The 19,823-nt window shown below is 65.4% G+C and carries 27 protein-coding genes; 18 read left to right on the forward strand and 9 right to left on the reverse strand.

The genetic code is table 11. The annotated features are described in order from the left end of the window. The 13 genes from PYV55_RS08875 to PYV55_RS08935 form a co-directional block, all read left to right on the forward strand. Positions 1-244: EF-Tu C-terminal domain-related protein (locus PYV55_RS08875; RefSeq protein ID WP_472924677.1), on the forward strand; the 244-nt coding region annotated here is incomplete at its 5' end. 26 nt (positions 245-270) lie between these two features. Beyond that, positions 271-582 (forward strand): 30S ribosomal protein S10, encoded by a 312-nt coding sequence (gene rpsJ, locus PYV55_RS08880; RefSeq protein WP_005796953.1) that lies wholly within the window; start codon positions 271-273, stop codon positions 580-582. A gap of 266 nt (positions 583-848) precedes the next feature. Then, positions 849-1,523 (forward strand): 50S ribosomal protein L3, encoded by a 675-nt coding sequence (gene rplC, locus PYV55_RS08885; protein ID WP_275850297.1) that lies wholly within the window; start codon positions 849-851, stop codon positions 1,521-1,523. Beyond that, on the forward strand, positions 1,523-2,143 hold the full coding sequence (gene rplD, locus PYV55_RS08890; RefSeq protein ID WP_275850298.1) for a 50S ribosomal protein L4: 621 nt from the start codon (positions 1,523-1,525) through the stop codon (positions 2,141-2,143). The genes rplC and rplD overlap by 1 nt, the downstream gene beginning before the upstream one ends. Further along, a complete protein-coding gene (gene rplW, locus PYV55_RS08895) occupies positions 2,140-2,454 on the forward strand; it encodes a 50S ribosomal protein L23 (protein ID WP_275850300.1) in 315 nt (104 codons plus the stop codon). Before rplD ends, rplW begins: the two co-directional genes overlap by 4 nt. Positions 2,455-2,457: 3 nt before the next feature. After that, positions 2,458-3,282, forward strand: a complete 825-nt coding sequence (rplB, locus tag PYV55_RS08900; RefSeq protein WP_275850302.1) for a 50S ribosomal protein L2 — start codon at positions 2,458-2,460, stop codon at positions 3,280-3,282. Between the two features lie 10 nt (positions 3,283-3,292). After that, the gene (gene rpsS, locus PYV55_RS08905) at positions 3,293-3,571 is read left to right on the forward strand and encodes a 30S ribosomal protein S19 (RefSeq protein WP_114484378.1); all 279 of its coding nucleotides are present in this window, start codon (positions 3,293-3,295) and stop codon (positions 3,569-3,571) included. Positions 3,572-3,580: 9 nt separating this feature from the next. Beyond that, the gene (gene rplV, locus PYV55_RS08910) at positions 3,581-3,913 is read left to right on the forward strand and encodes a 50S ribosomal protein L22 (RefSeq protein WP_275850305.1); all 333 of its coding nucleotides are present in this window, start codon (positions 3,581-3,583) and stop codon (positions 3,911-3,913) included. 17 nt (positions 3,914-3,930) lie between these two features. Further along, on the forward strand, positions 3,931-4,806 hold the full coding sequence (gene rpsC, locus PYV55_RS08915) for a 30S ribosomal protein S3 (RefSeq protein ID WP_275850306.1): 876 nt from the start codon (positions 3,931-3,933) through the stop codon (positions 4,804-4,806). Between the two features lie 2 nt (positions 4,807-4,808). Next, positions 4,809-5,225 carry a 50S ribosomal protein L16 gene (rplP, locus tag PYV55_RS08920; RefSeq protein WP_275850308.1) on the forward strand — a complete coding sequence of 139 codons (417 nt, stop codon included), beginning with the start codon at positions 4,809-4,811 and terminating at the stop codon, positions 5,223-5,225. A gap of 17 nt (positions 5,226-5,242) precedes the next feature. After that, entirely contained in the window at positions 5,243-5,449 is a 207-nt protein-coding gene (gene rpmC, locus PYV55_RS08925) for a 50S ribosomal protein L29 (RefSeq protein WP_275850309.1), read from the forward strand. A 9-nt stretch (positions 5,450-5,458) separates the two neighbouring features. Then, positions 5,459-5,728 carry a 30S ribosomal protein S17 gene (gene rpsQ / locus PYV55_RS08930; RefSeq protein WP_275850310.1) on the forward strand — a complete coding sequence of 90 codons (270 nt, stop codon included), beginning with the start codon at positions 5,459-5,461 and terminating at the stop codon, positions 5,726-5,728. A 331-nt stretch (positions 5,729-6,059) separates the two neighbouring features. Then, positions 6,060-6,575 carry a peroxiredoxin gene (locus tag PYV55_RS08935; RefSeq protein WP_275850311.1) on the forward strand — a complete coding sequence of 172 codons (516 nt, stop codon included), beginning with the start codon at positions 6,060-6,062 and terminating at the stop codon, positions 6,573-6,575. 326 nt (positions 6,576-6,901) lie between these two features. On the opposite strand, the gene PYV55_RS08940 is transcribed toward PYV55_RS08935, so the two are convergent. After that, positions 6,902-7,393 (reverse strand): GNAT family N-acetyltransferase, encoded by a 492-nt coding sequence (locus tag PYV55_RS08940; RefSeq protein WP_275850312.1) that lies wholly within the window; start codon positions 7,391-7,393, stop codon positions 6,902-6,904. Positions 7,394-7,453: 60 nt separating this feature from the next. Beyond that, the gene (locus PYV55_RS08945) at positions 7,454-8,122 is read right to left on the reverse strand and encodes a cytochrome b/b6 domain-containing protein (RefSeq protein ID WP_275850313.1); all 669 of its coding nucleotides are present in this window, start codon (positions 8,120-8,122) and stop codon (positions 7,454-7,456) included. Positions 8,123-8,267: 145 nt separating this feature from the next. Here PYV55_RS08945 and PYV55_RS08950 point away from each other — a divergent pair, with 145 nt between their 5' ends. Further along, positions 8,268-8,714 (forward strand): c-type cytochrome, encoded by a 447-nt coding sequence (locus PYV55_RS08950; RefSeq protein WP_275850315.1) that lies wholly within the window; start codon positions 8,268-8,270, stop codon positions 8,712-8,714. Between the two features lie 104 nt (positions 8,715-8,818). Here the strand turns inward: PYV55_RS08950 and PYV55_RS08955 are convergent, their stop codons facing one another. Then, positions 8,819-9,331: a TlpA family protein disulfide reductase gene (locus PYV55_RS08955; protein ID WP_275850316.1), complete on the reverse strand. Its 513-nt coding sequence runs from the start codon at positions 9,329-9,331 to the stop codon at positions 8,819-8,821. Between the two features lie 120 nt (positions 9,332-9,451). Between PYV55_RS08955 and PYV55_RS08960 the strand changes: the two genes are divergently transcribed. The 4 genes from PYV55_RS08960 (at position 9,452) to ptsP (ending at position 12,752) form a co-directional block, all read left to right on the forward strand. Beyond that, complete coding sequence (locus tag PYV55_RS08960) at positions 9,452-10,003, forward strand: hypothetical protein (protein ID WP_275850317.1); 552 nt, start codon at positions 9,452-9,454, stop codon at positions 10,001-10,003. 280 nt (positions 10,004-10,283) lie between these two features. Continuing rightward, positions 10,284-10,736: a PTS sugar transporter subunit IIA gene (locus tag PYV55_RS08965; RefSeq protein WP_275850319.1), complete on the forward strand. Its 453-nt coding sequence runs from the start codon at positions 10,284-10,286 to the stop codon at positions 10,734-10,736. Further along, the gene (locus PYV55_RS08970) at positions 10,705-10,974 is read left to right on the forward strand and encodes an HPr family phosphocarrier protein (protein ID WP_275850321.1); all 270 of its coding nucleotides are present in this window, start codon (positions 10,705-10,707) and stop codon (positions 10,972-10,974) included. The genes PYV55_RS08965 and PYV55_RS08970 overlap by 32 nt, the downstream gene beginning before the upstream one ends. Positions 10,975-10,997: 23 nt before the next feature. Next, on the forward strand, positions 10,998-12,752 hold the full coding sequence (gene ptsP, locus PYV55_RS08975) for a phosphoenolpyruvate--protein phosphotransferase (RefSeq protein WP_275850323.1): 1,755 nt from the start codon (positions 10,998-11,000) through the stop codon (positions 12,750-12,752). A gap of 119 nt (positions 12,753-12,871) precedes the next feature. Here ptsP and PYV55_RS08980 read toward each other — a convergent pair whose 3' ends face one another. The 6 genes from PYV55_RS08980 to flgK form a co-directional block, all read right to left on the reverse strand. Further along, complete coding sequence (locus PYV55_RS08980; protein ID WP_407066784.1) at positions 12,872-13,714, reverse strand: TatD family hydrolase; 843 nt, start codon at positions 13,712-13,714, stop codon at positions 12,872-12,874. Positions 13,715-13,773: 59 nt separating this feature from the next. After that, positions 13,774-14,445 (reverse strand): histidine phosphatase family protein, encoded by a 672-nt coding sequence (locus tag PYV55_RS08985; protein WP_275850325.1) that lies wholly within the window; start codon positions 14,443-14,445, stop codon positions 13,774-13,776. A gap of 97 nt (positions 14,446-14,542) precedes the next feature. Beyond that, positions 14,543-15,277, reverse strand: a complete 735-nt coding sequence (locus PYV55_RS08990) for a LysE family translocator (RefSeq protein WP_275850326.1) — start codon at positions 15,275-15,277, stop codon at positions 14,543-14,545. Between the two features lie 107 nt (positions 15,278-15,384). After that, positions 15,385-16,590, reverse strand: coding sequence for an HDOD domain-containing protein (locus PYV55_RS08995; protein ID WP_275850327.1), 1,206 nt, complete (start codon positions 16,588-16,590; stop codon positions 15,385-15,387). Between the two features lie 27 nt (positions 16,591-16,617). Continuing rightward, positions 16,618-17,847 (reverse strand): flagellar hook-associated protein FlgL, encoded by a 1,230-nt coding sequence (gene flgL, locus PYV55_RS09000; protein ID WP_275850328.1) that lies wholly within the window; start codon positions 17,845-17,847, stop codon positions 16,618-16,620. 29 nt (positions 17,848-17,876) lie between these two features. Continuing rightward, positions 17,877-19,823 carry a flagellar hook-associated protein FlgK gene (flgK, locus tag PYV55_RS09005; protein ID WP_275850330.1) on the reverse strand — a complete coding sequence of 649 codons (1,947 nt, stop codon included), beginning with the start codon at positions 19,821-19,823 and terminating at the stop codon, positions 17,877-17,879.

A 19,823-nucleotide genomic window follows, 5' to 3' on the forward strand; every position in this document is an offset into this window, starting at 1 on the left:
GGAAGAAGGCGGCCGCCACACGCCGTTCTTCAACAACTACCGTCCGCAGTTCTACTTCCGCACCACCGACGTGACCGGCGCGATCGAGCTGCCGGCCGACAAGGAGATGGTGATGCCCGGCGACAACGTGTCGATCACCGTCAAGCTGATCAACCCCATCGCCATGGAAGAAGGCCTGCGCTTTGCCATCCGTGAAGGCGGGCGCACCGTCGGCGCCGGCGTCGTGGCAAAGATTCTTGCCTGAGCAGGGCATCAAGCAAGGAAAAAGCCATGTCCAAACAGAAAATCCGTATCCGCCTCAAGGCATTCGACTACAAGTTGATCGACCAATCCGCCGCCGAGATCGTCGATACCGCCAAGCGCACTGGTGCCATCGTCAAGGGGCCAGTCCCCCTGCCCACGCGCATGAAGCGTTTCGACATCCTGCGTTCGCCGCACGTCAACAAGACGAGCCGCGACCAGCTCGAAATCCGCACGCACCAGCGCCTGATGGACATTGTCGACCCGACCGACAAGACCGTCGATGCGCTCATGAAGCTGGACCTGCCAGCGGGCGTGGACGTCGAAATCAAGCTGCAGTAATCAAGCGAAAACGCAGCGGCACCCTGCTGCTGCGACGCTGAAGCAGCATAGTCCCACGCGAATCTTGCCCACCAGCGAGGTTCGCGTTATAATTTGCGGCTTCGTTTTTTGCGCCGCGCAAGCGGGTAAAAAACGAAGTATTTATTAACCTTCTTCCATGCGCAGAAAGTGGCCGGAGCTTCGCCTGAGGGCGGGTTCAGGACAGCCAAGGCGCAACGTCGCAGCCAATTGCAGTTGCGATGGTGGGAGTTTTGGAGAAACAACCAATGAGTCAGAGCAACTCCCTCGGGTTGCTGGGGCGCAAGGTGGGCATGATGCGTCTGTTCACCGATGACGGCGATGCAGTGCCTGTCACGGTGGTCGATGTGTCGAACAACCGCGTCACCCAGATCAAGACCCAAGAGAACGACGGCTATGTGGCCCTGCAGGTCACGTACGGCGCGCGCAAGGCATCGCGCGTAACCAAGCCCGAAGCCGGTCACCTTGCGAAAGCAGGCGTCGAAGCCGGTGAAATCATGCGCGAATTCCGCGTCAGCACCGAAACCGCAGCGCAGTACCAGCAGGGTGCCGTGCTGCCCGTGGCGTCGCTGTTTGCCGTGGGCCAAAAGGTCGATGTGCAGGGCACTTCGATCGGTAAAGGCTATGCCGGTACCATCAAGCGCCACAACATGGCCTCGCAGCGCGCCTCGCACGGTAACAGCCGCTCGCACAACGTGCCCGGCTCGATCGGCATGGCGCAAGACCCGGGGCGCGTGTTTCCCGGCAAGCGCATGACGGGTCATCTGGGTGACGTCACCCGCACCACGCAAAACCTCGACATCGTTCGCGTCGACGAGGCGCGCCAGCTGCTCCTGATCAAGGGTGCGGTGCCCGGCGCCAAGGGTGGTTTTGTCACCGTGCGTCCCGCCGTCAAGGCGCCCGCTGCGAAAGGAGCGAACTGATGCAGCTCGAACTCCTCAATGAACAAGGCCAGGCCGCATCCACGTTGGAAGTGCCCGAGACCGTGTTCGGTCGCGCTTACAACGAAGACCTGATCCATCAGATCGTCGTCGCCTACCGTGCGAACGGGCGCCAGGGCACGCGTGCTCAGAAAGACCGCGAGCAGGTGCGCCACTCGACCAAAAAGCCCTTCCGTCAGAAGGGTACGGGCAATGCGCGCGCCGGTATGACGTCCTCGCCGCTGTGGCGCGGGGGCGGTCGCATTTTCCCGAATTTGCCCGACGAGAACTTCTCGCAGAAGATCAACAAGAAGATGTACCGCGCCGGGATGTCTGCGATTCTTTCGCAGCTGGTGCGCGAAGGCCGTCTGGCGGTGGTCGATTCCATGAAGCTCGATTCGCCCAAGACCAAGGTGCTGGCCGGCAAGTTCAAGGCCATGAACCTGGACTCGGTGCTGGTGATTGCCGAAGAGGTCGATGAGAACCTGTATCTCGCCTCGCGCAATCTGAAAAACGTCTGCGTCGTCGAACCCCGCTATGCAGACCCCGTGTCGCTCGTGTTTTACAAAAAGGTGCTCGTCACCAAGGGCGCGATCGACAAACTCAAGGAGATGTTCGCATGAGCGCGCCCAAGTTTGACGAAGGCCGCCTGATGCAGGTGCTGCTCGCGCCCATCGTGTCCGAAAAGGCCACCATGGTTGCGGAAAAGGCGAATGCCGTGGCCTTCAAGGTGCTGCAAAACGCCACCAAGCCCGAGATCAAGGCCGCCGTGGAATTGTTGTTCAAGGTCGAGGTGCAGGGCGTTTCTGTGCTCAACACCAAAGGCAAGCAAAAGCGGTTTGGCAAGACCATGGGCCGTCGTGACAATGTGCGCAAGGCCTATGTCACGCTCAAGCCCGGCCAAGAGCTGGACCTCACCGGGGGAGCTGCGTAAATCATGGCTGTCATCAAGATGAAACCTACTTCGCCGGGCCAGCGTGCCGCGGTGAAGATCTCGCGTGGCCACCTCTACAAAGGTGAGGCGCATGCCGCGTTGCTGGAGCCCCAGTTCCAGAAGGCCGGCCGCAACAACAACGGTCACATCACGACGCGCCACAAAGGCGGTGGGCACAAGCACCACTACCGCGTGGTCGATTTCAAGCGCAACAAGGACGGTATTCCGGCCAAGGTCGAGCGCATCGAGTACGACCCGAACCGCACGGCGCACATCGCGCTGCTGTGCTACGCCGATGGCGAGCGCCGCTACATCATCGCTCCGCGCGGTGTGCAGGAAGGCGCCACGCTGCTGAGTGGCTCGGAGGCGCCGATCCGCGCCGGCAATACGCTGCCGATCCGCAACATTCCGGTGGGTTCGACCATCCATTGCATCGAGCTCAAGCCCGGTGCCGGTGCGCAGATTGCGCGCTCTGCGGGTGCTTCGGCAACGCTGCTGGCGCGCGAAGGCACCTACGCCCAGGTGCGTATGCGTTCGGGTGAAGTGCGCAAGATCCATATCGAGTGCCGTGCCACGATTGGCGAGGTCGCCAACGAAGAACACAGCCTGCGCCAGCTTGGCAAGGCCGGCGTGAAGCGCTGGATGGGCATTCGCCCGACGGTGCGCGGCGTGGCCATGAACCCGATCGACCACCCGCACGGTGGTGGTGAAGGGCGCACCGGCGAGGGCCGCCATCCTGTCGATCCCTGGGGCAATCTGACCAAGGGCTATCGCACCCGCAACAACAAGCGCACGCAGAACATGATCGTGTCGCGCCGCAAGAAGTAAGGGGTAGCAAATGACTCGCTCGCTCAAAAAGGGTCCGTTTGTTGACCATCACCTGCTGGCCAAGGTCGAAAAGGCCATCGCCACCAAGGACAAGAAGCCCGTCAAGACCTGGTCGCGCCGCTCCATGGTTCTGCCCGAGTTCATCGGGTTGACCATTGCCGTGCACAACGGCAAGCAGCATGTGCCGGTCTATATCACCGACCAGATGGTGGGGCACAAGTTGGGCGAATTCGCCCTCACGCGCACCTTCAAGGGTCACCCCGCGGACAAGAAAGTCCAGAAGAAATAAGGAACGACCATGTCTGAAACACGTGCAGTCCTCCGGGGCGTCCGCTTGTCGGTTGACAAGGGGCGCCTGGTCGCTGACCTGATCCGCGGCAAAAAAGTGGATCAGGCGCTGAACATCCTGAATTTCACGCAGAAAAAAGCGGCAGGAATCATCAAAAAGGTGCTCGAGTCGGCGATCGCCAACGCCGAGCACAACGACGGCGCCGACATCGACGAACTGAAGGTTACGACCATCTACGTCGAGCAGGGCACCACGCTCAAGCGCTTCACGGCGCGCGCCAAGGGCCGCGGCAACCGCATCAGCAAACCCACGTGCCATGTGTACGTGTCCGTTGGCACCTGAAAGCCTGAAGGAATACCATGGGACAGAAAATCCATCCGACCGGCTTCCGGCTCGCGGTCAGCCGCAACTGGGCCAGCCGTTGGTACGCCAACAACCGCGACTTCGCCGGCATGCTCGCCGAGGACATCAAGGTGCGCGAGTACCTCAAGTCCAAGCTCAAGAACGCCGCCGTCTCGCGCATCCTGATCGAGCGCCCCGCCAAGAACGCGCGCATCACCATTTACTCGGCCCGCCCGGGCGTGGTGATCGGCAAGAAAGGTGAGGACATCGAGAACCTGAAGAAGGAACTCACGGCGCGCCTGGGCGTGCCCGTGGCGGTGAACATCGAAGAAGTGCGCAAGCCCGAGATCGACGCCAAGCTGATCGCCGACAGCATCACGCAGCAGCTCGAAAAGCGCATCATGTTCCGCCGCGCCATGAAGCGCGCGATGCAAAACGCGATGCGTCTGGGTGCCCAGGGCATCAAGATCATGTCTTCGGGGCGCTTGAACGGCATCGAAATCGCGCGCACCGAGTGGTACCGCGAAGGCCGCGTGCCGCTGCACACGCTGCGCGCTGACATCGACTACGGCACCTCTGAAGCCAAGACCACCTACGGTGTGATCGGCGTCAAGGTGTGGGTCTACAAGGGTGACACGCTGGGCCGCAACGACCTGCCCGCAGCCGAAGCGCCGCGTGCGGAAGAAGAGCGCCGCCCACGTGGCCCGCGCCGCGATGGCCGCCCCGGTGGCGATCGCGCCGGCGCTGGCCGTGCACGCCGCCCCTCTATGAATGCCGCGCCTGCCGATGGCAGCGACAAACCTGCCGGTGCCGGTGGCACCGACGCCAACACCGCCGTTAAGCGCGTTCGTAAAGACGCGCCCGCTACAGCAGCGGACGGTAAAGGAGAATAAACATGCTGCAACCTGCTCGTCGCAAATACCGCAAGGAGCAAAAAGGCCGCAACACCGGTGTCGCCACACGTGGCAACACTGTGGCGTTCGGTGATTTTGGCCTCAAGTGCACCGACCGCGGCCGCCTCACGGCGCGCCAGATCGAAGCCGCACGCCGTGCCATCTCGCGCCACGTCAAGCGCGGTGGCCGCATCTGGATCCGCGTGTTCCCGGACAAGCCCATCTCGACCAAACCCGCCGAAGTGCGTATGGGTAATGGCAAGGGCAATCCCGAGTACTACGTGGCCGAAATCCAGCCCGGCAAGGTCGTGTTCGAAATCATGGGCGTGTCCGAAGAACTCGCCCGCGAGGCCTTCCGCCTGGCCGCAGCCAAGCTGCCGCTGCGCACCACCTTCGTCAGCCGTCTGGTCGGCGCTTGAGTGCAGGAGAAACCACGATGAATACTTCTGAACTGCGCCAAAAAGACGTGGCCGGCCTCGAAGCCGAGATCAAGTCTTTGCAAAAAGCCCATTTCGGCCTGCGCATGCAAAAGGCCACGCAACAGCTGGGCAACACCGCCACGCTGCGCGACACGCGCCGCGCCATCGCGCGCGCCAAGACCATTCTTGCTGAAAAGCAAGCCGCTGAAACCTCCAAGGCTTAAGGAGCGAACATGACGGAAGCTAAAAAATCCCTCAAGCGCACCTTGATTGGCAAGGTTGTCAGCGACAAGCGTGCGAAAACCGTAACCGTGCTCGTGGAGCGCCGCGTCAAGCACGCGCTCTACGGAAAGATCGTGATCAAGTCGAGCAAGTACCACGCGCACGACGAGAACGGCGAGTACCAACTCGGCGATTTGATCGAAATCACCGAGAGCCGTCCGCTCTCCAAGACCAAGAACTGGGTGGCATCCCGCTTGGTGCAAAAGGCAGGGCTGCTTTAACCCATATTGTTCATTAGGACGCGGGATGGTGGCGAGGCGGCTGGCGTGGCAGTTTGGTCGCGGGAGAGAAGTCCATGGCCAGTGCCATGGACGCCGAAGCCGCGGCAAAAATGACCGGCAGACGTCCGCCAACGCCCGCGTAGGTGCGCAGCACCGCCTAATGGACAATCTGGGTTTAAGCCCACCTTTTTTAAGCCCATCGCCGCGCAGGCTGCAAAGCCCCGGCAAACGACCCACAATGTGCGACCCACATCGTGGGTCGTTTTGTTTTGTGGGCTTTGCTTGGCGGGCGCATGGTGCGCCCCGGCGGGCCCCTCGGAGGAGAAACTTCATGATCAAAGTCGGAGATATGCTGCCTGCCATCACGCTGATGGAATACATAGACACGCCCACCGAAGGGTGCAGCCTGGGCCCCAATCCGGTGCCCGTGCAGCAGGCCGCTGCAGGCAAGACCATTGCGCTGTTGGCTCTGCCCGGTGCGTTCACGCCCACCTGCTCGGCCAAGCATTTGCCAGGGTACGTCGAGAAGGCTGCTGAATTCAAGGCTGCCGGCGTCGATGAAATCTGGTGCCTGAGCGTGAACGACGCCTTCGTGATGGACGCCTGGGGTCGTGAGCAAAATGTGCAAGGCAAGGTGCGCATGCTTGCCGATGGAGATGCGGAGTTTGCCAAGGCCACAGGGCTGACGCTGGACTTGACCGGCAAGGGGCTGGGTCTGCGCAGCAACCGCTATTCCATGCTGGTGCGCGACGGCAAGGTGCTGACGCTGAACGTCGAAGGGCCGGGCAAGTTCGAGGTCAGTGACGCCGACACTCTGCTCGCGCAGGCCAAAAGCCTCAAGGGCTGATGGTGCTGGATGCTCCTTAAACAGGAGCTTCTTGCGCTTGATGTAATTGGGCTGGAGGCCAAAAAGACTTCCAGCCAGCGGGGTTCAACCCAGATGGTCCATGAGGCGGTGCTTCGCACCTACTCGAGCGCTGGCGGGCGCCTGGCGGTCATTTTGGCCGCTGCAAAGGAACTCGTCATTGCGAGCCCCGCAGGGGCGCGGCAATCCAGTCCTGTCCGTTGCGGCGTGCGCAGGCGTTATTGCGCAGGCCCCATGGATTGCCGCGGGCCTTCGGCCCTCGCAATGACGGGGCACGATCATCCCGCGTCCGAATGAACAATCTGCGCTCAATCGATATCCACCTTGAGGTAGTGCGCCCCCGGAATCGGGTTGTGGTAATAGGGTGGAATCTCCGTGAAGCCCAGGCCGGCATACAGGGCGCGCGCCGACTCCATTTCGTCGAGCGTGTCGAGCAGCACGCAGGCGTAGCCCGCCTGCCGCGCCGCGTCCAAAATGGCCTGCGCCAGTTCGCGCCCGAGCCCGAAGCCGCGGAACGCCTTGCGCACGTAAAGGCGCTTCATCTCGGCGGCGTTCGGGTAGTCGGCGGTGTCCAGCGGGCGCAGCGCGCAGCAGCCCGCGATGGCGTCGTCGATGTGCGCCAGCAGCAGACAGCCGCGTGGCGGGGCATATTCGCCGGGCAGCGCGGCGAGCTCGGCTTCGAAGTCCTGAAAGCACAGGTCCACGCTGAGGCTATCGGCGTATTCGCGAAAGATCGTGCGCGTCGCCTCGATCTGCTCGGCAGTCGAAGGCGTCAGCAAAGTGATCTGGGGCTGGTCCACGGTGGCAAGAAAAAGCGCTGGAGCGGCAAAGTGTATCGTCTGCCAGCCGGCTCAAAGAGGTCAAAGGGCGTCCAGCCGCGACACCCACCACGCCAGCGCTGCGCACAGCACCAACAGCAGCAAAGCCCCCAAGCGCGTCCAGGCGTCGTCGCGCGCAGCCGGCACGGGCATGGGCAATTGCTTGTCGCCGCTCAACATGGGCGGCACCAGAGCCTGCTTTTTTTTCACGGCGTAAAAGACGATGCTCAGCACGTGCAGCGTCACCAGCGCCAGCAGCAGCAATTTGCCGACCTCGGAGTGGTAGGCCGTTGCCAGCTCCACGGTGGCGCCCGAGACGAAGCGCGTGAGGGGCCCGGCGAAGGCGATTTCGTCGTCGCTCAGCAGGCCCGAGCCGACCTGTGCCGCCAGCAGCAGCAGCAGCGCCAGCACCGACCATGCCCCCAGCGGGTTGTGCCCGACCATGTCGGTGGGCTCATGGATGCCGCGCAGGTAGCGCAGCGCCCGGGCGGGGGACGATAAAAACGTGCCAAAGCGCGACCAGTGTCCGCCCACGAAGCCCCAGACCAGCCGAAACAGCAGCAGCGCGAGCACCGTGTACCCCAGACGGAAATGCCACACCATGGCGTTGCCGCCGATCTCGGCGGTGACGACCAGGCTGACGACGCAGACGACCAGCGCCCAGTGGAACAGGCGCGTCGGAAGATCCCAGATGCGAACGGTGTAAGCCATGTAAATGCGCTCCAAGCGAAGAGCGTACATTGTGCAGGATGGCGTTCCGTAAGCCCCCAATGTCCGAGCAGCATGCTCGCGCAAAGGTCGGTTCGCGGCATACTTGCGCGCTGGAATTTTTCAACCATCCCCAAGGAGTCTCACCATGAAAGCTTTTGCTGCCCTCATTCTTGCCGTCGCCGCCGCGGGCGCGAGCGCGCCGGCTGCCGCGCAGTTCGCCAAGGCCGAAGATGCGGTCGAATACCGTCAGGGAGCCCTGTTCGTCATGGGCCAGCACTTCGGGCGTATCGGCGCCATGGTCAATGGCAAGGCACCATTCGACGCCAAGGCCGCGCAGGAGAATGCCGAAGTGGTCGCAAGCCTGGCCAAGCTGCCCTGGGCCGCTTTCGGGCCGGGCACGGAGGGTGGCAAGGCCAAGCCCGCCGTCTGGAAGGAGTCCGCCAAATTCAAGGAAGGCGCGGAAAAATTCGAGGCAGAGGCGGTGAAGCTCGTGGCCGCGACCAAGACCGGCAACCTGGACCAGATCAAGACGGCCTTCGGCGCCACGGCCAACACCTGCAAGGCTTGCCACGACGACTTCCGCAGCAAGTGATGGGTACGCCAAGCGCTCCTCATATGAGAGCTGCTTGTGCTTGATATGCCTTGACAAACGGCCGATTTCATTGCAAATTTCATTGCAAATCGGCCACTGTGCTTTCAGCCCTCGGCGAGCAGCGTTTCGATCAGCTGGTGCAACTCGGCAAAGTCGGGCGCGCCCACGTAGCGTTTGACGATCTCGCCGCGCTTGTTGACGATGAACGTGGTTGGGGTGAGCTTGACATCGCCCCAGGCCTGCGCTGCGGCGCCGGTGTTGTCGATCGCGACCTTGAACGGCAGTTTGCGGCTTTGGGCGAAGTTGAGCACGTAGCTCGGCGGGTCGTAGCTCATGGCCACGGCCAGCGTGTCGAAGCCGCGGGCGTGGTACTTGTCATAGGTGGCGACGATCTGCGGCATTTCGGCCACGCAGGTGGTGCAGCTCGTGGCCCAGAAGTTGACCAGCGTGACCTTGCCGCGCAGGTCCGCAGTCGTCTGGCGCGAGCCGTCGAGCAGCACGAAGGTGGATGCGGGCGCGGGCGCGCGGCCCGACCCCAGATAGACCCAGGCCCCGACGGCGGCGACCAGGGCAAAGGCCGCCACGGCGGCCCCTTGTTTCCATTGTTTGATGCGCATGGCGTTTCCCGAAAGTGCATGATTGTGCAAGAGCGCACGGCTGTGTGCATGGGACGGCCCGGGGGCGGAAAAGTTCGCCCCGCTGCGCGTGGGGGCGACAGTGCGGCCGATAATCGAAGCATGCCAATCCCGAAACATGCGCTGGCGCCCGGTGGGGCCGGTTTGCTGGCTTTTTTGCTCGCGGCCTGCAGCCCGGCGCTGAACTGGCGCAGCGTGCCGCTCGAGGGCGCCGCGCTCAGCGTCGCGCTGCCCTGCAAGCCCGACCGCGCCGTGCGCGCGGTGGACCTGGGCGGCGGCAAGGCCGATCTGGCCATGGTGGGCTGCGAGGCCGATGGTGCGCTGTTTGCCGTGTCGCAGCTGGCGCTGGCCGACCCCGCGCAGGCGAGTGCCACGCTGGGGCGCTGGCGTGCTGCCGTGCTCGCGCGGCTGGGGGATTCGGCGCGGGTGGTCCAGCAGCAAGACTTTGCCCCGCGCGGCGCCTTGCCATTGCCGGGCGCGGTGCGCATCGTGGCGCATGGGCGGCGGCCAGAGGGCGGTGCCGTCACGCTGCAGGCAGTCTGGTTCGCGCGCGCCCTGGGGCCGCAGGTGCGGCTGTACCATGCCGCGCTCTACACGCACAAGGCCCGGCCCGCGCTGGCGGACACTTTTTTTGACGGGCTGACGCTGCAATGACCGGCGCGTCTCGAGGCCGGGGTGTTTTTTCTGCTGCGCAGCCGCCCTTCCTGTGGCTAGTGCAGTGTTCGACGCTATCTGCGACATAAAACCGCGTCTTTTCGGCCCGGGCTGCGTTGCAAATCCTCGCGATACCACCCGGTATCGCTGCGGTTTGCGCCTTGCCCAGACCATAAATCCATCGGTTTTATTTGTCGCATCAAGCATCAAACACTACACTAGGCACTTTGGCCCGATCCCGCAGCCTCTGCAGCGCACGCGATAATGCGCGGTGGATTCCATGAGCACCAACATCTTCATCATCGCCCACGCGCCCCTGGCCCATGCGCTGCGGGAATGCGCCTTGCACGTGTTTGCCGATTGCGGGCCGGCCGTGCTGGCACTCGACGTGCAGCCCCATGTGCCGCCCGAAGAGTCGCTCGCGCTTGCGCAAACCCTGCTGCGCCAGTTCGGCGCCGAGCCTACGCTGATCCTCACGGACGTATTCGGCGCCACACCCTGCAACATCGCCCAGCGCCTGATCGACGGCGTGCACGCGCGCCTGGTCACGGGCGTGAACCTGCCCATGCTGCTGCGCGCCATCAGCTACCGCGCCGAGCCGCTCGAGGCCGTGGCCTCGCGTGCGGTGGTGGGCGGCATGCAGGGGGTGATGCAGGTGGCGGCCACTGCGCCGCAGTACCAGACGTTTCGCCGCAACTCCCATGATCAAGACCCGTACTCTCATCAACAATAAACTGGGCCTGCACGCCCGCGCCTCGGCCAAGCTCACCAAGCTCGCAAGCAGCTTTCCGTGCGAGGTGTTTCTGAGCCGCGGCGAGCGCCGCATCAACGCCAAGAGCATCATGGGCGTGATGATGCTTGCCGCAGGCATGGGCACCGAGGTCGAACTCGAAACCAGCGGCGAACGCGAGCAGGAGGCCATGGACGCGCTGCTGGCCCTGATCGCCGACAAGTTCGGCGAAGGCGAATAAGCCGCGGACAAAGGCACGCGCCCATGAGCTTTGCCCTCCACGGTCTTGCGGTTGCACGCGGCATCGCCATAGGGCGCGCCGTGCTGGTGGCGTCGAGCCGCGTCGAAGTCGCGCACTACTTCATCGAAGCCGAGCAGGTGGAGGCCGAGATAGCGCGCGTGCGCCGGGGCCGCAACGCCGTGGTCGAGGAATTGCAGCGCCTGCAGGCCGAGATGCCGCACGATGCCCCGCCGGAGATTGCCGCGCTGCTGGACGTGCACCTGATGCTGCTGCAGGACGAAACCCTGGGCGAAGGGGTCAAGCAGTGGATCAGCCGGCGCCTGTACAACGCCGAATGGGCGCTGACCACGCAGCTCGAAGTGCTTGCACGCCAGTTCGACGAAATGGAGGACGATTACCTGCGCGAGCGCAAGGCCGACCTGGAGCAGGTGGTCGAACGCATTCTGCGCCACATGCAGGGCACACCGCCCCCCGTGGCGGCGCCTGCGAGCGGCCCGCGGCGCCAGACCGCGCAGGACCAACTGCTCGACGGCAGCGTCGATGTGCCGCTGGTGCTGCTGGCGCACGACCTTTCGCCCGCCGACATGCTGCAGTTCAAGCAAAGCGTGTTTGCGGGCTTCGTCACCGACGTGGGCGGCAAGACGTCGCACACCGCCATCATCGCGCGCAGCATGGACATCCCCGCCGTGGTGGGGGCGCGCACCGCGAGCCAGCTCGTGCGCCAGGACGATTGGGTGATCATCGATGGCGACGCGGGCGTGCTCATCGTCGATCCCTCGCCCCTGGTGCTGGCCGAATACGGTTTTCACCAGCGCCAGTCCGCGCTCGAGCGCGAACGCCTGGCGCGCCTGCTGCACACGCCCGCGCTGACGCTCGATGGCGAGCCGATCGAGCTGCTCGCGAACATCGAGCAGCCCGCCGATGCCGCTGCCGCGGTGCAGGCTGGCGCCATGGGCGTGGGGCTGTTTCGTACGGAGTTTTTGTTCATGGGGCGCGCCGGCAGGCTGCCCGACGAGGACGCGCAATACCGCGCCTATTGCGCCGCCATCGAGGGCATGCAGGGGCTGCCCGTGACCATACGCACCATCGACGTGGGTGCCGACAAGCAGCTCGACAAAACCTTCAAGGACGAGCACCTGAACCCGGCGCTGGGCCTGCGCGCGATCCGCTGGAGCCTGGCCGATCCGGCCATGTTCCGCACGCAGCTGCGCGCCGTGCTGCGCGCCGCGGTGCACGGCCCGGTGAAGCTGCTGTTTCCCATGCTCGCGCATGTGCACGAAATCGAGCAGACGCTGGCGCAGCTGGACCTGGCGCGCACCGAGCTCGAGGCACGCGGCGTGGCCTATGGCGCGCTGCAGCTGGGCGCCATGATCGAAATCCCCGCGGCTGCGCTGACGGTGCACAGCTTTTTGCGCTACTTCGACTTTCTCTCGATCGGCACGAACGACCTGATCCAGTACACGCTGGCCATAGACCGCGCCGACGAGTCCGTGGCGCACCTGTACGACCCGCTGCACCCGGCGGTACTGCGCCTCGTGGCCGAAGTCATCGCCGCGGGCCGTGCGCAGGGCAAGAGCGTGAGCATGTGCGGCGAAACCGCAGGCGACGTGGGCATGACGCGGCTGCTGTTGGGCCTGGGGTTGCGCAGCTTTTCCATGCACCCGGCGCAAATCCTGGCCGTCAAGCAAGAGGTGCTGCGCGCCGACACGCGCCGCCTTGCCCCGTGGGCGCAGCAGGTGCTGGCGGGCGAGGCATCCGCCAACCTGAGCGCCAGTTAACCGCAAAAATGACCGTCCGCAGCCCGCCTGCGCCCCCGCCGGTGCGCAGCGCCCGCTGATGGGCAATCCGGATTGATGCTCTCATAAAAATAGCTTCCAGGGCTCTTGTTTCGGGCGCTTTACGCCGTTTCGGCACCCAGCAAGGGCGCCAGTCGCGGCAGCGCGGCGAGCGCATTGGCCGTGGTCGCCCGCGCCAGTTCCTCCAGCGTCAGGCCGCGCAGTGCGGCCAGCGTCTGCGCGATGCGCGGCAGCTCTGCGGGGCTGTTGCGCCCCTGCGCCTGGCCCGCCCCACGCGCAGCCGCAGGGGTGTAGAGCCATTGCGGCGGCATGTCGGGCGCGTCGGTTTCGAGCACGAGCGCGGCCAGCGGCAGCTGTGTGGCCAGGCGCCGCAGCTGCAGCGCGCGCTCGAACGTGAGTGCGCCACCGAAGCCGAGCTTGAAGCCCAGCGCAACGAAGGCTTGCGCCTGCTGCCAGCTGCCGTTGAACGCATGCGCGATGCCGCCCGGCACGGGGATTTCGCGCAGCGCGCGCAGCAAGGCGTCGGCCGAGCGCCGCACGTGCAGGATCACCGGCAGGTCGAAGCGGCGTGCGAGCCGCAGCTGGGCGCGGTAAAAATGCAGCTGCCGCGCCGCATCGAGGCCAGGCACGAAATGGTCGAGCCCGATTTCGCCGACCGCCACGAGGCGCGGGTCGCCGATCTGCTGCGCGAGCAGCGCCTCGAGCGCGGCCAGGTCTGCGTCGGCGGCGCTGCCCGTGTAGAGCGGGTGGATGCCCAGCGCGTAGCTGTCGCCAAAGCGCTGCGCGAGCTGCTGCACCGCGGGCCAGCCGGCGCGCGTGACGGCGGGCAGCACGCAGTGGCGCACGCCAAGCGCCGCGGCCTGCTGGCGCACGGCATCCGCGTCGGGCGCGAATTCGGGGGCGTCGAGGTGGCAGTGGGTGTCTATGAAATTGCAGATGTCCATAGCAAAAACCCTTCTGCGCGAGGATATAAGAGCGCTGATAGCTCTCTTTTTGAAAGCCGTTAAGCGAAGGTGATCCAGTCCGCGTGCTCGACTTCGTGCAGGTGCGGCAGGGTGTTGAAGGTCTGCAGCATGAGCCGCCTGGGCGAGACGCTGAACTCGGTCACGGCGCTGTTGCGAATGCGCATGTTGAGCGCGATCGTTACCTCTGGCGCCGTGCCCAGCACCTCACCCACGGCGGTGGCAATGGGGCCGCCGCTGCTCACGAGCAGTACGTTCTGGCCGACGTGCTGGCTGCGCACCTGCTCGAGCACGGCGCGCACGCCGCCTGCAAACGCCTGCCAGCTCGGCATGCAGACGGGGCTGATGGTGCCGGCCATCCACTGCGCGAGCGCGTCGCACAGCAGGCGGAAATGCGCGCGGTACAGCGCCGGCGTGTCCGGGCGCGGCAGCGGCTCGGGGTGGATGGCGTGGATCAGCGCCTGGCTGTCGTATTCGTTGAGGCTGGGCAGCTCGACGGGCTGCGGTGTGATCTGCAAGCCCGTGGCGATGCCTGCGAGCGTCTGCTGGTGGCGGCGCAGCGTGCCCGTGAGGATGGCGTCGAACTGCAGGCCGCGGGCGCGCCAGTGCGCGCCCAGACGCTCGGCCTGGCGCTGGCCGAGCGCGCTGAGCTGGTCGTAATCATGCGCGCCGAACGAGGCCTGGCCGTGGCGCACGAGGTAGAGGGTTCCCATTCCTGAATTTTGAGTGAAAATGGCCTCAAGCGCTTGTCGCACGTGCGACGGCAGCTACCATCATCGTAGCAACCAAGCCCTATCTGCCAAGCGCCGCCTACAAACGCAGCATCCAAACCGCCGTGGCCACGAGCACGAGCGCGAGCGCGCGGTTGAACCACAGCAGCCGCTGGCCCTGCGCCAGCCAGCGGCGCAGCAGCACGCCCAGGAGTGCGTAGGTGAAATTGCTCGCGAACGCAAAGGCCAGCATGACCGCGCTGACGATGGCCAGGCGCTCGGCAGGGATGGCGGCACTTTGCTCTGCGGTGTTCACGACCCAACCCGCACTGAGCGTGAGCGCGAGCATCCAGGCTTTGATGTTGACGAACTGCAGCGCCACGCCCTGCCAAAAGCCCAGTCCCAGGAGCCTGTCGGACTTTGGAATCGTCGGCTGCGAATGCGCCGCAGCGGCCCATTTTTTACCGGCCTCTTGCCCCATAGTCCCGCTATGGGGCTGTGAATCCGGCAAAAACTGGCCTCGCTGGGGCGCATTCTCGCAATCGCCGCCCAAAGTTCGACAGGCTCCTGGCCGCGCCTCGTCGGCCTGCGCGAGCCGTGCGCTGCCGCTGAGCCGGTAGGCCAGCCACAGCATGTACGCCACGCCCAGCAGCGTGATGGCCCAGCGCAAGGCCGGCATGCGCGCGATCAGTGCCGCCAAACCGAGGCCGCTGGCGAGCAAAATCAGGCTCCAGCCGGTGGGCACCGCCAGGCAAAAACGCAGCGCATGGCGCAGCCCGAGGTTCGCCGCGAGCGCGGTGGACAAGGTGGTATTGGGCCCAGGCGAAAAAGTCATGGCTGTGCAAAAAAGCAGCAGCGTCGTGAATTCGGTGGCATTCATGGAAAGTCGGCAAGCGCCCACCCGCCGCGCAGCGGGCATGTTCGTGTTTCGGGCTGGGCGCGTCAGTTGTGCGCCACCTCGAGGTCGGCCAGCATGCGCAGCAGGGCGCGGTTGACTTCCTCGATGTCGTAGGCGTGGGTTTTGCACAACTGCAAGATGGTCTGCGCGTCGTCGGCTTCGAGCGCGCAGGCGATCTCCAGCGGCGGCGCGTAGGGGCCGGTGCGCAGTATGTTGGCGTCGTAAATGCGTTCGGACAGCGGGATGCGGCGCAGGATGCTGCCCAGCGGCTCGCCCAGCAACAGGTCGAGCTGCGAGAACAGGCCGCACAGATACACCTCGCGGCGCAGGTCGTTTCCCTCCCCGGCGTCGAGCAGGCGTGCGGTGAGCTCGGCGCGCATCACCATGCTGGCGCGCACGGGGTGCAAATCGGGCTCGGTGCTGGCGCTGGGCAGTTGCTGTGCGAGCCAGCGTTCCAGCGTGCCGTAGCCCAGCAGCACCAGGCCGCGGCGCAGCGAATCGATGCCCGTGCGCAGCCCGAGCGCGGCAGAGTTCACGTGCACCAGGAAGCGGTAGGCCAGCAGGGGGTCGCGCCCGAGGATGTCCTCGAAGGTTTCTATCGACTGCTCCTGGTCTATGGCTTTCATGAGCGCGTGCACGACTTCATGCGCCGGCTGGATGGGCTGGTGGCGCAGGCTGTAGAGCACATCCTCGGTCGGCCAGCCCGCCAGCGCGAGTGCGTCGCGCTGGTCCAGGCAGTGTGCAAGCAGCGCCCGGCTGGGCACGTTTTCGAACATCTGCCGCGCGGGCAGCGGGCTGGCGCCGGGCGCGGACTGCAATGCGGCGAGTGCGTATTCGGGCGGGATGCTGAGCAGGCAGTGGTCGAAGCAGTCGAGGAGGTCGGGCGCGGGCTGGCGGCCCAGGTCACCGCGCCAGACGAGCTTGAGGCCGCGCCGGTGCGCCGCCTGCACGCGCTGCAGCACCTCGGCGTCCTGCAGCCAATGATCCTGCACCTCGATCCAGGGCGCGACGCGCTCGGGGTGGTCGAGCAGGCTGCACAGCAAGGATTTGGTCTGCGCGGCGATGAGCACGGGCGGGGAGGAGGACGACCACAACTCACGCAGGGTGCGCAGCAGGTGGGCGCCATCGGCCGGGGGAATGCCATCCGCTTCCTGGCCATGGACATACAAGGTGACGCCAGCGAGCTGGCGTGCACGGTTCCACAACGGGCGGTAGCCCAGAACCAGGCTGCGGAGAACGGATTGGAGCATGGAGGGCCGTCGGAACAACGCCCGGCGTCAGTTGAGGTAGTTGAGCAAGGAGAGCTTTTGCACCTGCGCGTACGACTGCAGTGCGGCCTGGTGCGCAGTGCTCTGGTTTTGGAAGTCCGAAATGGCTTTGATCATATCGAGGTCTTCGGCGCTCGAGCGCTGGGCTTCGAGCTGCGTGCCGCGTGTGTCGAGGTCGCTCTGGATACGGTCGGCGCGGTTCAGCAGCTCACCCGCGAGGCCGCGCGCATCGGACAGCCGGCTCATGGCGAAGTCGATCTGGCTCAGTCCCTGCGCGATGCCACTGCTCACGGTGGTCGGGTTGCCGCTGCGGATCGCGGCGATGGTGTCGTCGAGCACCTGGAACACGCTGGTCTGCGTGCTCGGCGAGACCGTGAAGCTGTCGCCATTGGCGGGTGCGCCGGTGATGTCTATCGCGCGGCCCGCGAAGCTGATGGTCGTGGGGGATGTGTAGGTTTGGTTGGTAGGTAAGCCGCTTGTGGGCGTGGCGGGCGGAGGGGTCTGATCGATGACGTCGTAAGTGGTGGCTCCCGTCGCGACGTCGACGGCGAACTTGACTTGATAGGTGTGGCCATCGCCGGCCAGGGCAGGGTCGGTCACCCGGTCTGCCGTCACTTGCGCCGTACCGGCATTGCCGGACGCCGCCGTCACGGCAAACACGCCGTTGCCCGTGGGTACGCTCATCCAGGCGGCATCACCGTCGAGCAGCGGCGCGATGCTGGTCGTGCCGCTGGCGACCTGCCCGGGCAGGCCTTTGAACGTGGTGGGGGGCGAAGCGCCCGTGAACGGGGTGCTGGCACTGCCCAGCGCCTGGAACAAGGGCAGGCCGTTGGCGTCCTTGCTGTTGGCGTAGCCCAGGATCTGCTCGCGCAGGCCCTGCAGTTGCAACGCGATGGTGTTGCGGTCGGTGGCCGAGAGGGTGCCGTTGCCGGCCTGCACCACGAGTTCGCGAAACGCCTGCATGGCGTCCGTGGCGCTGCCCAGCGTCGATTCGGCCAGCGCCATGCTGTCCTTTTGCGCATTCAGGGCGCGCAAGTCGGTTTCGTTGCGGCTGATGCGCGTGCGTGCGCGCTCGGCCTGCGCCGCGGCCACGGGGTCGTCGCTCGCGCGCAGCACGCGCTTGCCGGCGCTGAGGTGCTCCTGCTGCTGCGCGAGCGTCGTCTGCTGCGCCTGCAGGTTGCGGATCGTGTTGTCGTAGAGGTTGGCCGTGCCCGCGCGGGCGATGAGGTTGCTGCTCATGGCGTGGTGCTCCTTGCTCCTGGGGCGGTTCAGCCCATGGTCTGCAGCAGGCTGTCGAAGACCGTTTGCGCGACCTGGATCATTTTGGCCGAGGCCTGGTAGGCCTGCTGGTACTGGATCAGCTTGGCCGCTTCCTCGTCCAGGTTCACACCCGAGATGGCAGTGCGGTCACTTTCGAGGTTCGCGGCGATGGTGCCGGACATCTGCGCTGCGAACTGTGCGCTTTGCGTGCGCGTGCCGACCTGCGCCATCGCGCTGGCAAAGCCGTCGCTCAAGGGTGCGCCGTCGAACATGGGCGCGTCGCGCAGTGCCAGCATGGCTTTGGCGTTGCCGGCGTCGCGCTGGAAGTAGTCGCCGGCAGCCAGCGCGTCCCCCACGGTGACGGTGTCGCCCTGTTTCGGGGTGCCACTCAAGGTCAGGGACCAGCCCGTGGGCGGCGTGGCGCTGTCGTAGGTGATGGCCTGCCCGGAAACATAGCTGTAGGTGGTGGGCAGTGCCGGTGGGACGGCCGGATCATCGCTGCGGGTGTAGGTGTTCGGCCCGGTGAACGTCAGCGTGAAGGGCACCGACGCACCGGGAGGGTTCGACAGCGCCTGCAGGCTCGCCAATTGCAGCGAGCCGGTGTTTCCCGTTCCCATGGCCGCATTGACCGGATTGGCCGCGGCGAGCTGGCTCGGCGTGTGCACCAGCGCCTGCATTTTTCCGGCCGCCTCCCGCAGCGGCTGGATCAGGAATCTGTCGCCCGCCTGGGGCGTGCCCGTCACCGTGGTCGTGAGCCCTTCGCCCCGCAGGATGTCCTGCAGCGTATTACCGGTGGTGCCATCGAAGGACAGGGCCACGCCATCGGACTGGCGCACGACCGTGCCGACCGCGGCCGCCGTGAACGTGACCGTGTAGGCCGAGGCTTTGAGCTTGGCAGGGTCGGCCACCGCCAGACCGATGCCTGCACCCGAAGGATTGCCTGCGCCCGCAATGGCATCTTTCAGGGCGATGGGTTGGAACAAATCGCCGCCCGTCTTGCTGTCGAGCGTGAGGCCCAGGCGGTTTTGCGCATTCAGCGTCTGCGTCAGGCTGAGCGCCATGCGCCCGAGCAGATTGCTCCCTTCCTCGAGGTCGCCGTTGTAGAACTTGAGCTGCCCGGCCAGGGAGCCGCCGCCAATGACCTGCTCGTCGATAGCCTGGGGCGTGCCGCCGGGCGGCGTGAAAAACAGCTTGAGCTGTCCGCTGCCCGAAAAATCCGGCGCGTTGTCCACCGACAGCGTCGCCGCCGTGTTGCCGAGCACGAGCGGCTGGTTGCCCACGAACACGCCCAGCGAGCCGTCGTCGGCCGGCACTTGCGTGGTTTGCACGTACTGGTTGAGGTTGCGGATCGCCTGGTCGCGCTGGTCCAGCAGGTCGTTGGGGGCTTTGCCGCTGCCCTGTGCGCGCACGATCTGCTCGTTCAGGCGCGCGATCTGGCTGGCGAGGTCGTTGACGGCTTTGACGCCCGTGTCCAAATCGCTGCGCACGCCGGCAGCGATCTGGTCGAGCTGGTCGGACGCCGAGCGCATGCGTGCGGCGGTCTCGTCCATGCGCGTGAGCACCACCGTGCGCGCGGTGAGGTCGGTGGGGGCGCTCGCCACGTCGGCAAGCGCATTCATCATGTCGTTGATCGCGGCGCCCAGGCCGCTGTCGCCGCCGCTGAACACGTCCTGCAGGCGTTGCAGGCTTTGCGCGCGGGCGCTGTCGGCGGCGCTCACGGCGGCAGCGGCCGTGGCCTGGCGCGTGAGCATGTCGCTCTGGTTGCGCACGATGGCCTGCACTTCCACGCCCTGGCCGATGAAGCCGCTGCCGGTGAACTGGCCCGGCAGGTTCTGCAGCGCCACGGTCTGGCGCGAATAGCCGGGCGTGTTCACGTTGGCGATGTTGTGGCCGGTCGTCTGCAGGACCACCTGGTTGGTCTGCAATGCGCGCACGCCGATGTTGAAGAGGCTCAT

The organism is Extensimonas soli (genome assembly GCF_029211265.1).
Taxonomy (GTDB): Bacteria; Pseudomonadota; Gammaproteobacteria; order Burkholderiales; family Burkholderiaceae_C; genus Extensimonas; species Extensimonas soli.

Excerpts from the sequence above, each read along its gene's own strand:
- rpsJ (WP_005796953.1), top strand. The coding sequence starts at position 271 with ATGTCCAAACAGAAAATCCGTATCCGCCTCAAGGCATTCGACTACAAG.
- rplC (WP_275850297.1), top strand. The coding sequence starts at position 849 with ATGAGTCAGAGCAACTCCCTCGGGTTGCTGGGGCGCAAGGTGGGCATG.
- rplD (WP_275850298.1), top strand. The coding sequence starts at position 1,523 with ATGCAGCTCGAACTCCTCAATGAACAAGGCCAGGCCGCATCCACGTTG.
- rplW (WP_275850300.1), top strand. The coding sequence starts at position 2,140 with ATGAGCGCGCCCAAGTTTGACGAAGGCCGCCTGATGCAGGTGCTGCTC.
- rplB (WP_275850302.1), top strand. The coding sequence starts at position 2,458 with ATGGCTGTCATCAAGATGAAACCTACTTCGCCGGGCCAGCGTGCCGCG.
- rpsS (WP_114484378.1), top strand. The coding sequence starts at position 3,293 with ATGACTCGCTCGCTCAAAAAGGGTCCGTTTGTTGACCATCACCTGCTG.
- rplV (WP_275850305.1), top strand. The coding sequence starts at position 3,581 with ATGTCTGAAACACGTGCAGTCCTCCGGGGCGTCCGCTTGTCGGTTGAC.
- rpsC (WP_275850306.1), top strand. The coding sequence starts at position 3,931 with ATGGGACAGAAAATCCATCCGACCGGCTTCCGGCTCGCGGTCAGCCGC.
- rplP (WP_275850308.1), top strand. The coding sequence starts at position 4,809 with ATGCTGCAACCTGCTCGTCGCAAATACCGCAAGGAGCAAAAAGGCCGC.
- rpmC (WP_275850309.1), top strand. The coding sequence starts at position 5,243 with ATGAATACTTCTGAACTGCGCCAAAAAGACGTGGCCGGCCTCGAAGCC.
- rpsQ (WP_275850310.1), top strand. The coding sequence starts at position 5,459 with ATGACGGAAGCTAAAAAATCCCTCAAGCGCACCTTGATTGGCAAGGTT.
- PYV55_RS08935 (WP_275850311.1), top strand. The coding sequence starts at position 6,060 with ATGATCAAAGTCGGAGATATGCTGCCTGCCATCACGCTGATGGAATAC.
- PYV55_RS08945 (WP_275850313.1), bottom strand. The coding sequence starts at position 8,122 with ATGGCTTACACCGTTCGCATCTGGGATCTTCCGACGCGCCTGTTCCAC.
- PYV55_RS08950 (WP_275850315.1), top strand. The coding sequence starts at position 8,268 with ATGAAAGCTTTTGCTGCCCTCATTCTTGCCGTCGCCGCCGCGGGCGCG.
- PYV55_RS08955 (WP_275850316.1), bottom strand. The coding sequence starts at position 9,331 with ATGCGCATCAAACAATGGAAACAAGGGGCCGCCGTGGCGGCCTTTGCC.
- PYV55_RS08960 (WP_275850317.1), top strand. The coding sequence starts at position 9,452 with ATGCCAATCCCGAAACATGCGCTGGCGCCCGGTGGGGCCGGTTTGCTG.
- PYV55_RS08965 (WP_275850319.1), top strand. The coding sequence starts at position 10,284 with ATGAGCACCAACATCTTCATCATCGCCCACGCGCCCCTGGCCCATGCG.
- PYV55_RS08970 (WP_275850321.1), top strand. The coding sequence starts at position 10,705 with ATGATCAAGACCCGTACTCTCATCAACAATAAACTGGGCCTGCACGCC.
- ptsP (WP_275850323.1), top strand. The coding sequence starts at position 10,998 with ATGAGCTTTGCCCTCCACGGTCTTGCGGTTGCACGCGGCATCGCCATA.
- PYV55_RS08980 (WP_407066784.1), bottom strand. The coding sequence starts at position 13,714 with ATGGACATCTGCAATTTCATAGACACCCACTGCCACCTCGACGCCCCC.
- PYV55_RS08985 (WP_275850325.1), bottom strand. The coding sequence starts at position 14,445 with ATGGGAACCCTCTACCTCGTGCGCCACGGCCAGGCCTCGTTCGGCGCG.
- PYV55_RS08990 (WP_275850326.1), bottom strand. The coding sequence starts at position 15,277 with ATGACTTTTTCGCCTGGGCCCAATACCACCTTGTCCACCGCGCTCGCG.
- PYV55_RS08995 (WP_275850327.1), bottom strand. The coding sequence starts at position 16,590 with ATGCTCCAATCCGTTCTCCGCAGCCTGGTTCTGGGCTACCGCCCGTTG.
- flgL (WP_275850328.1), bottom strand. The coding sequence starts at position 17,847 with ATGAGCAGCAACCTCATCGCCCGCGCGGGCACGGCCAACCTCTACGAC.
- flgK (WP_275850330.1), bottom strand. The coding sequence starts at position 19,823 with ATGAGCCTCTTCAACATCGGCGTGCGCGCATTGCAGACCAACCAGGTG.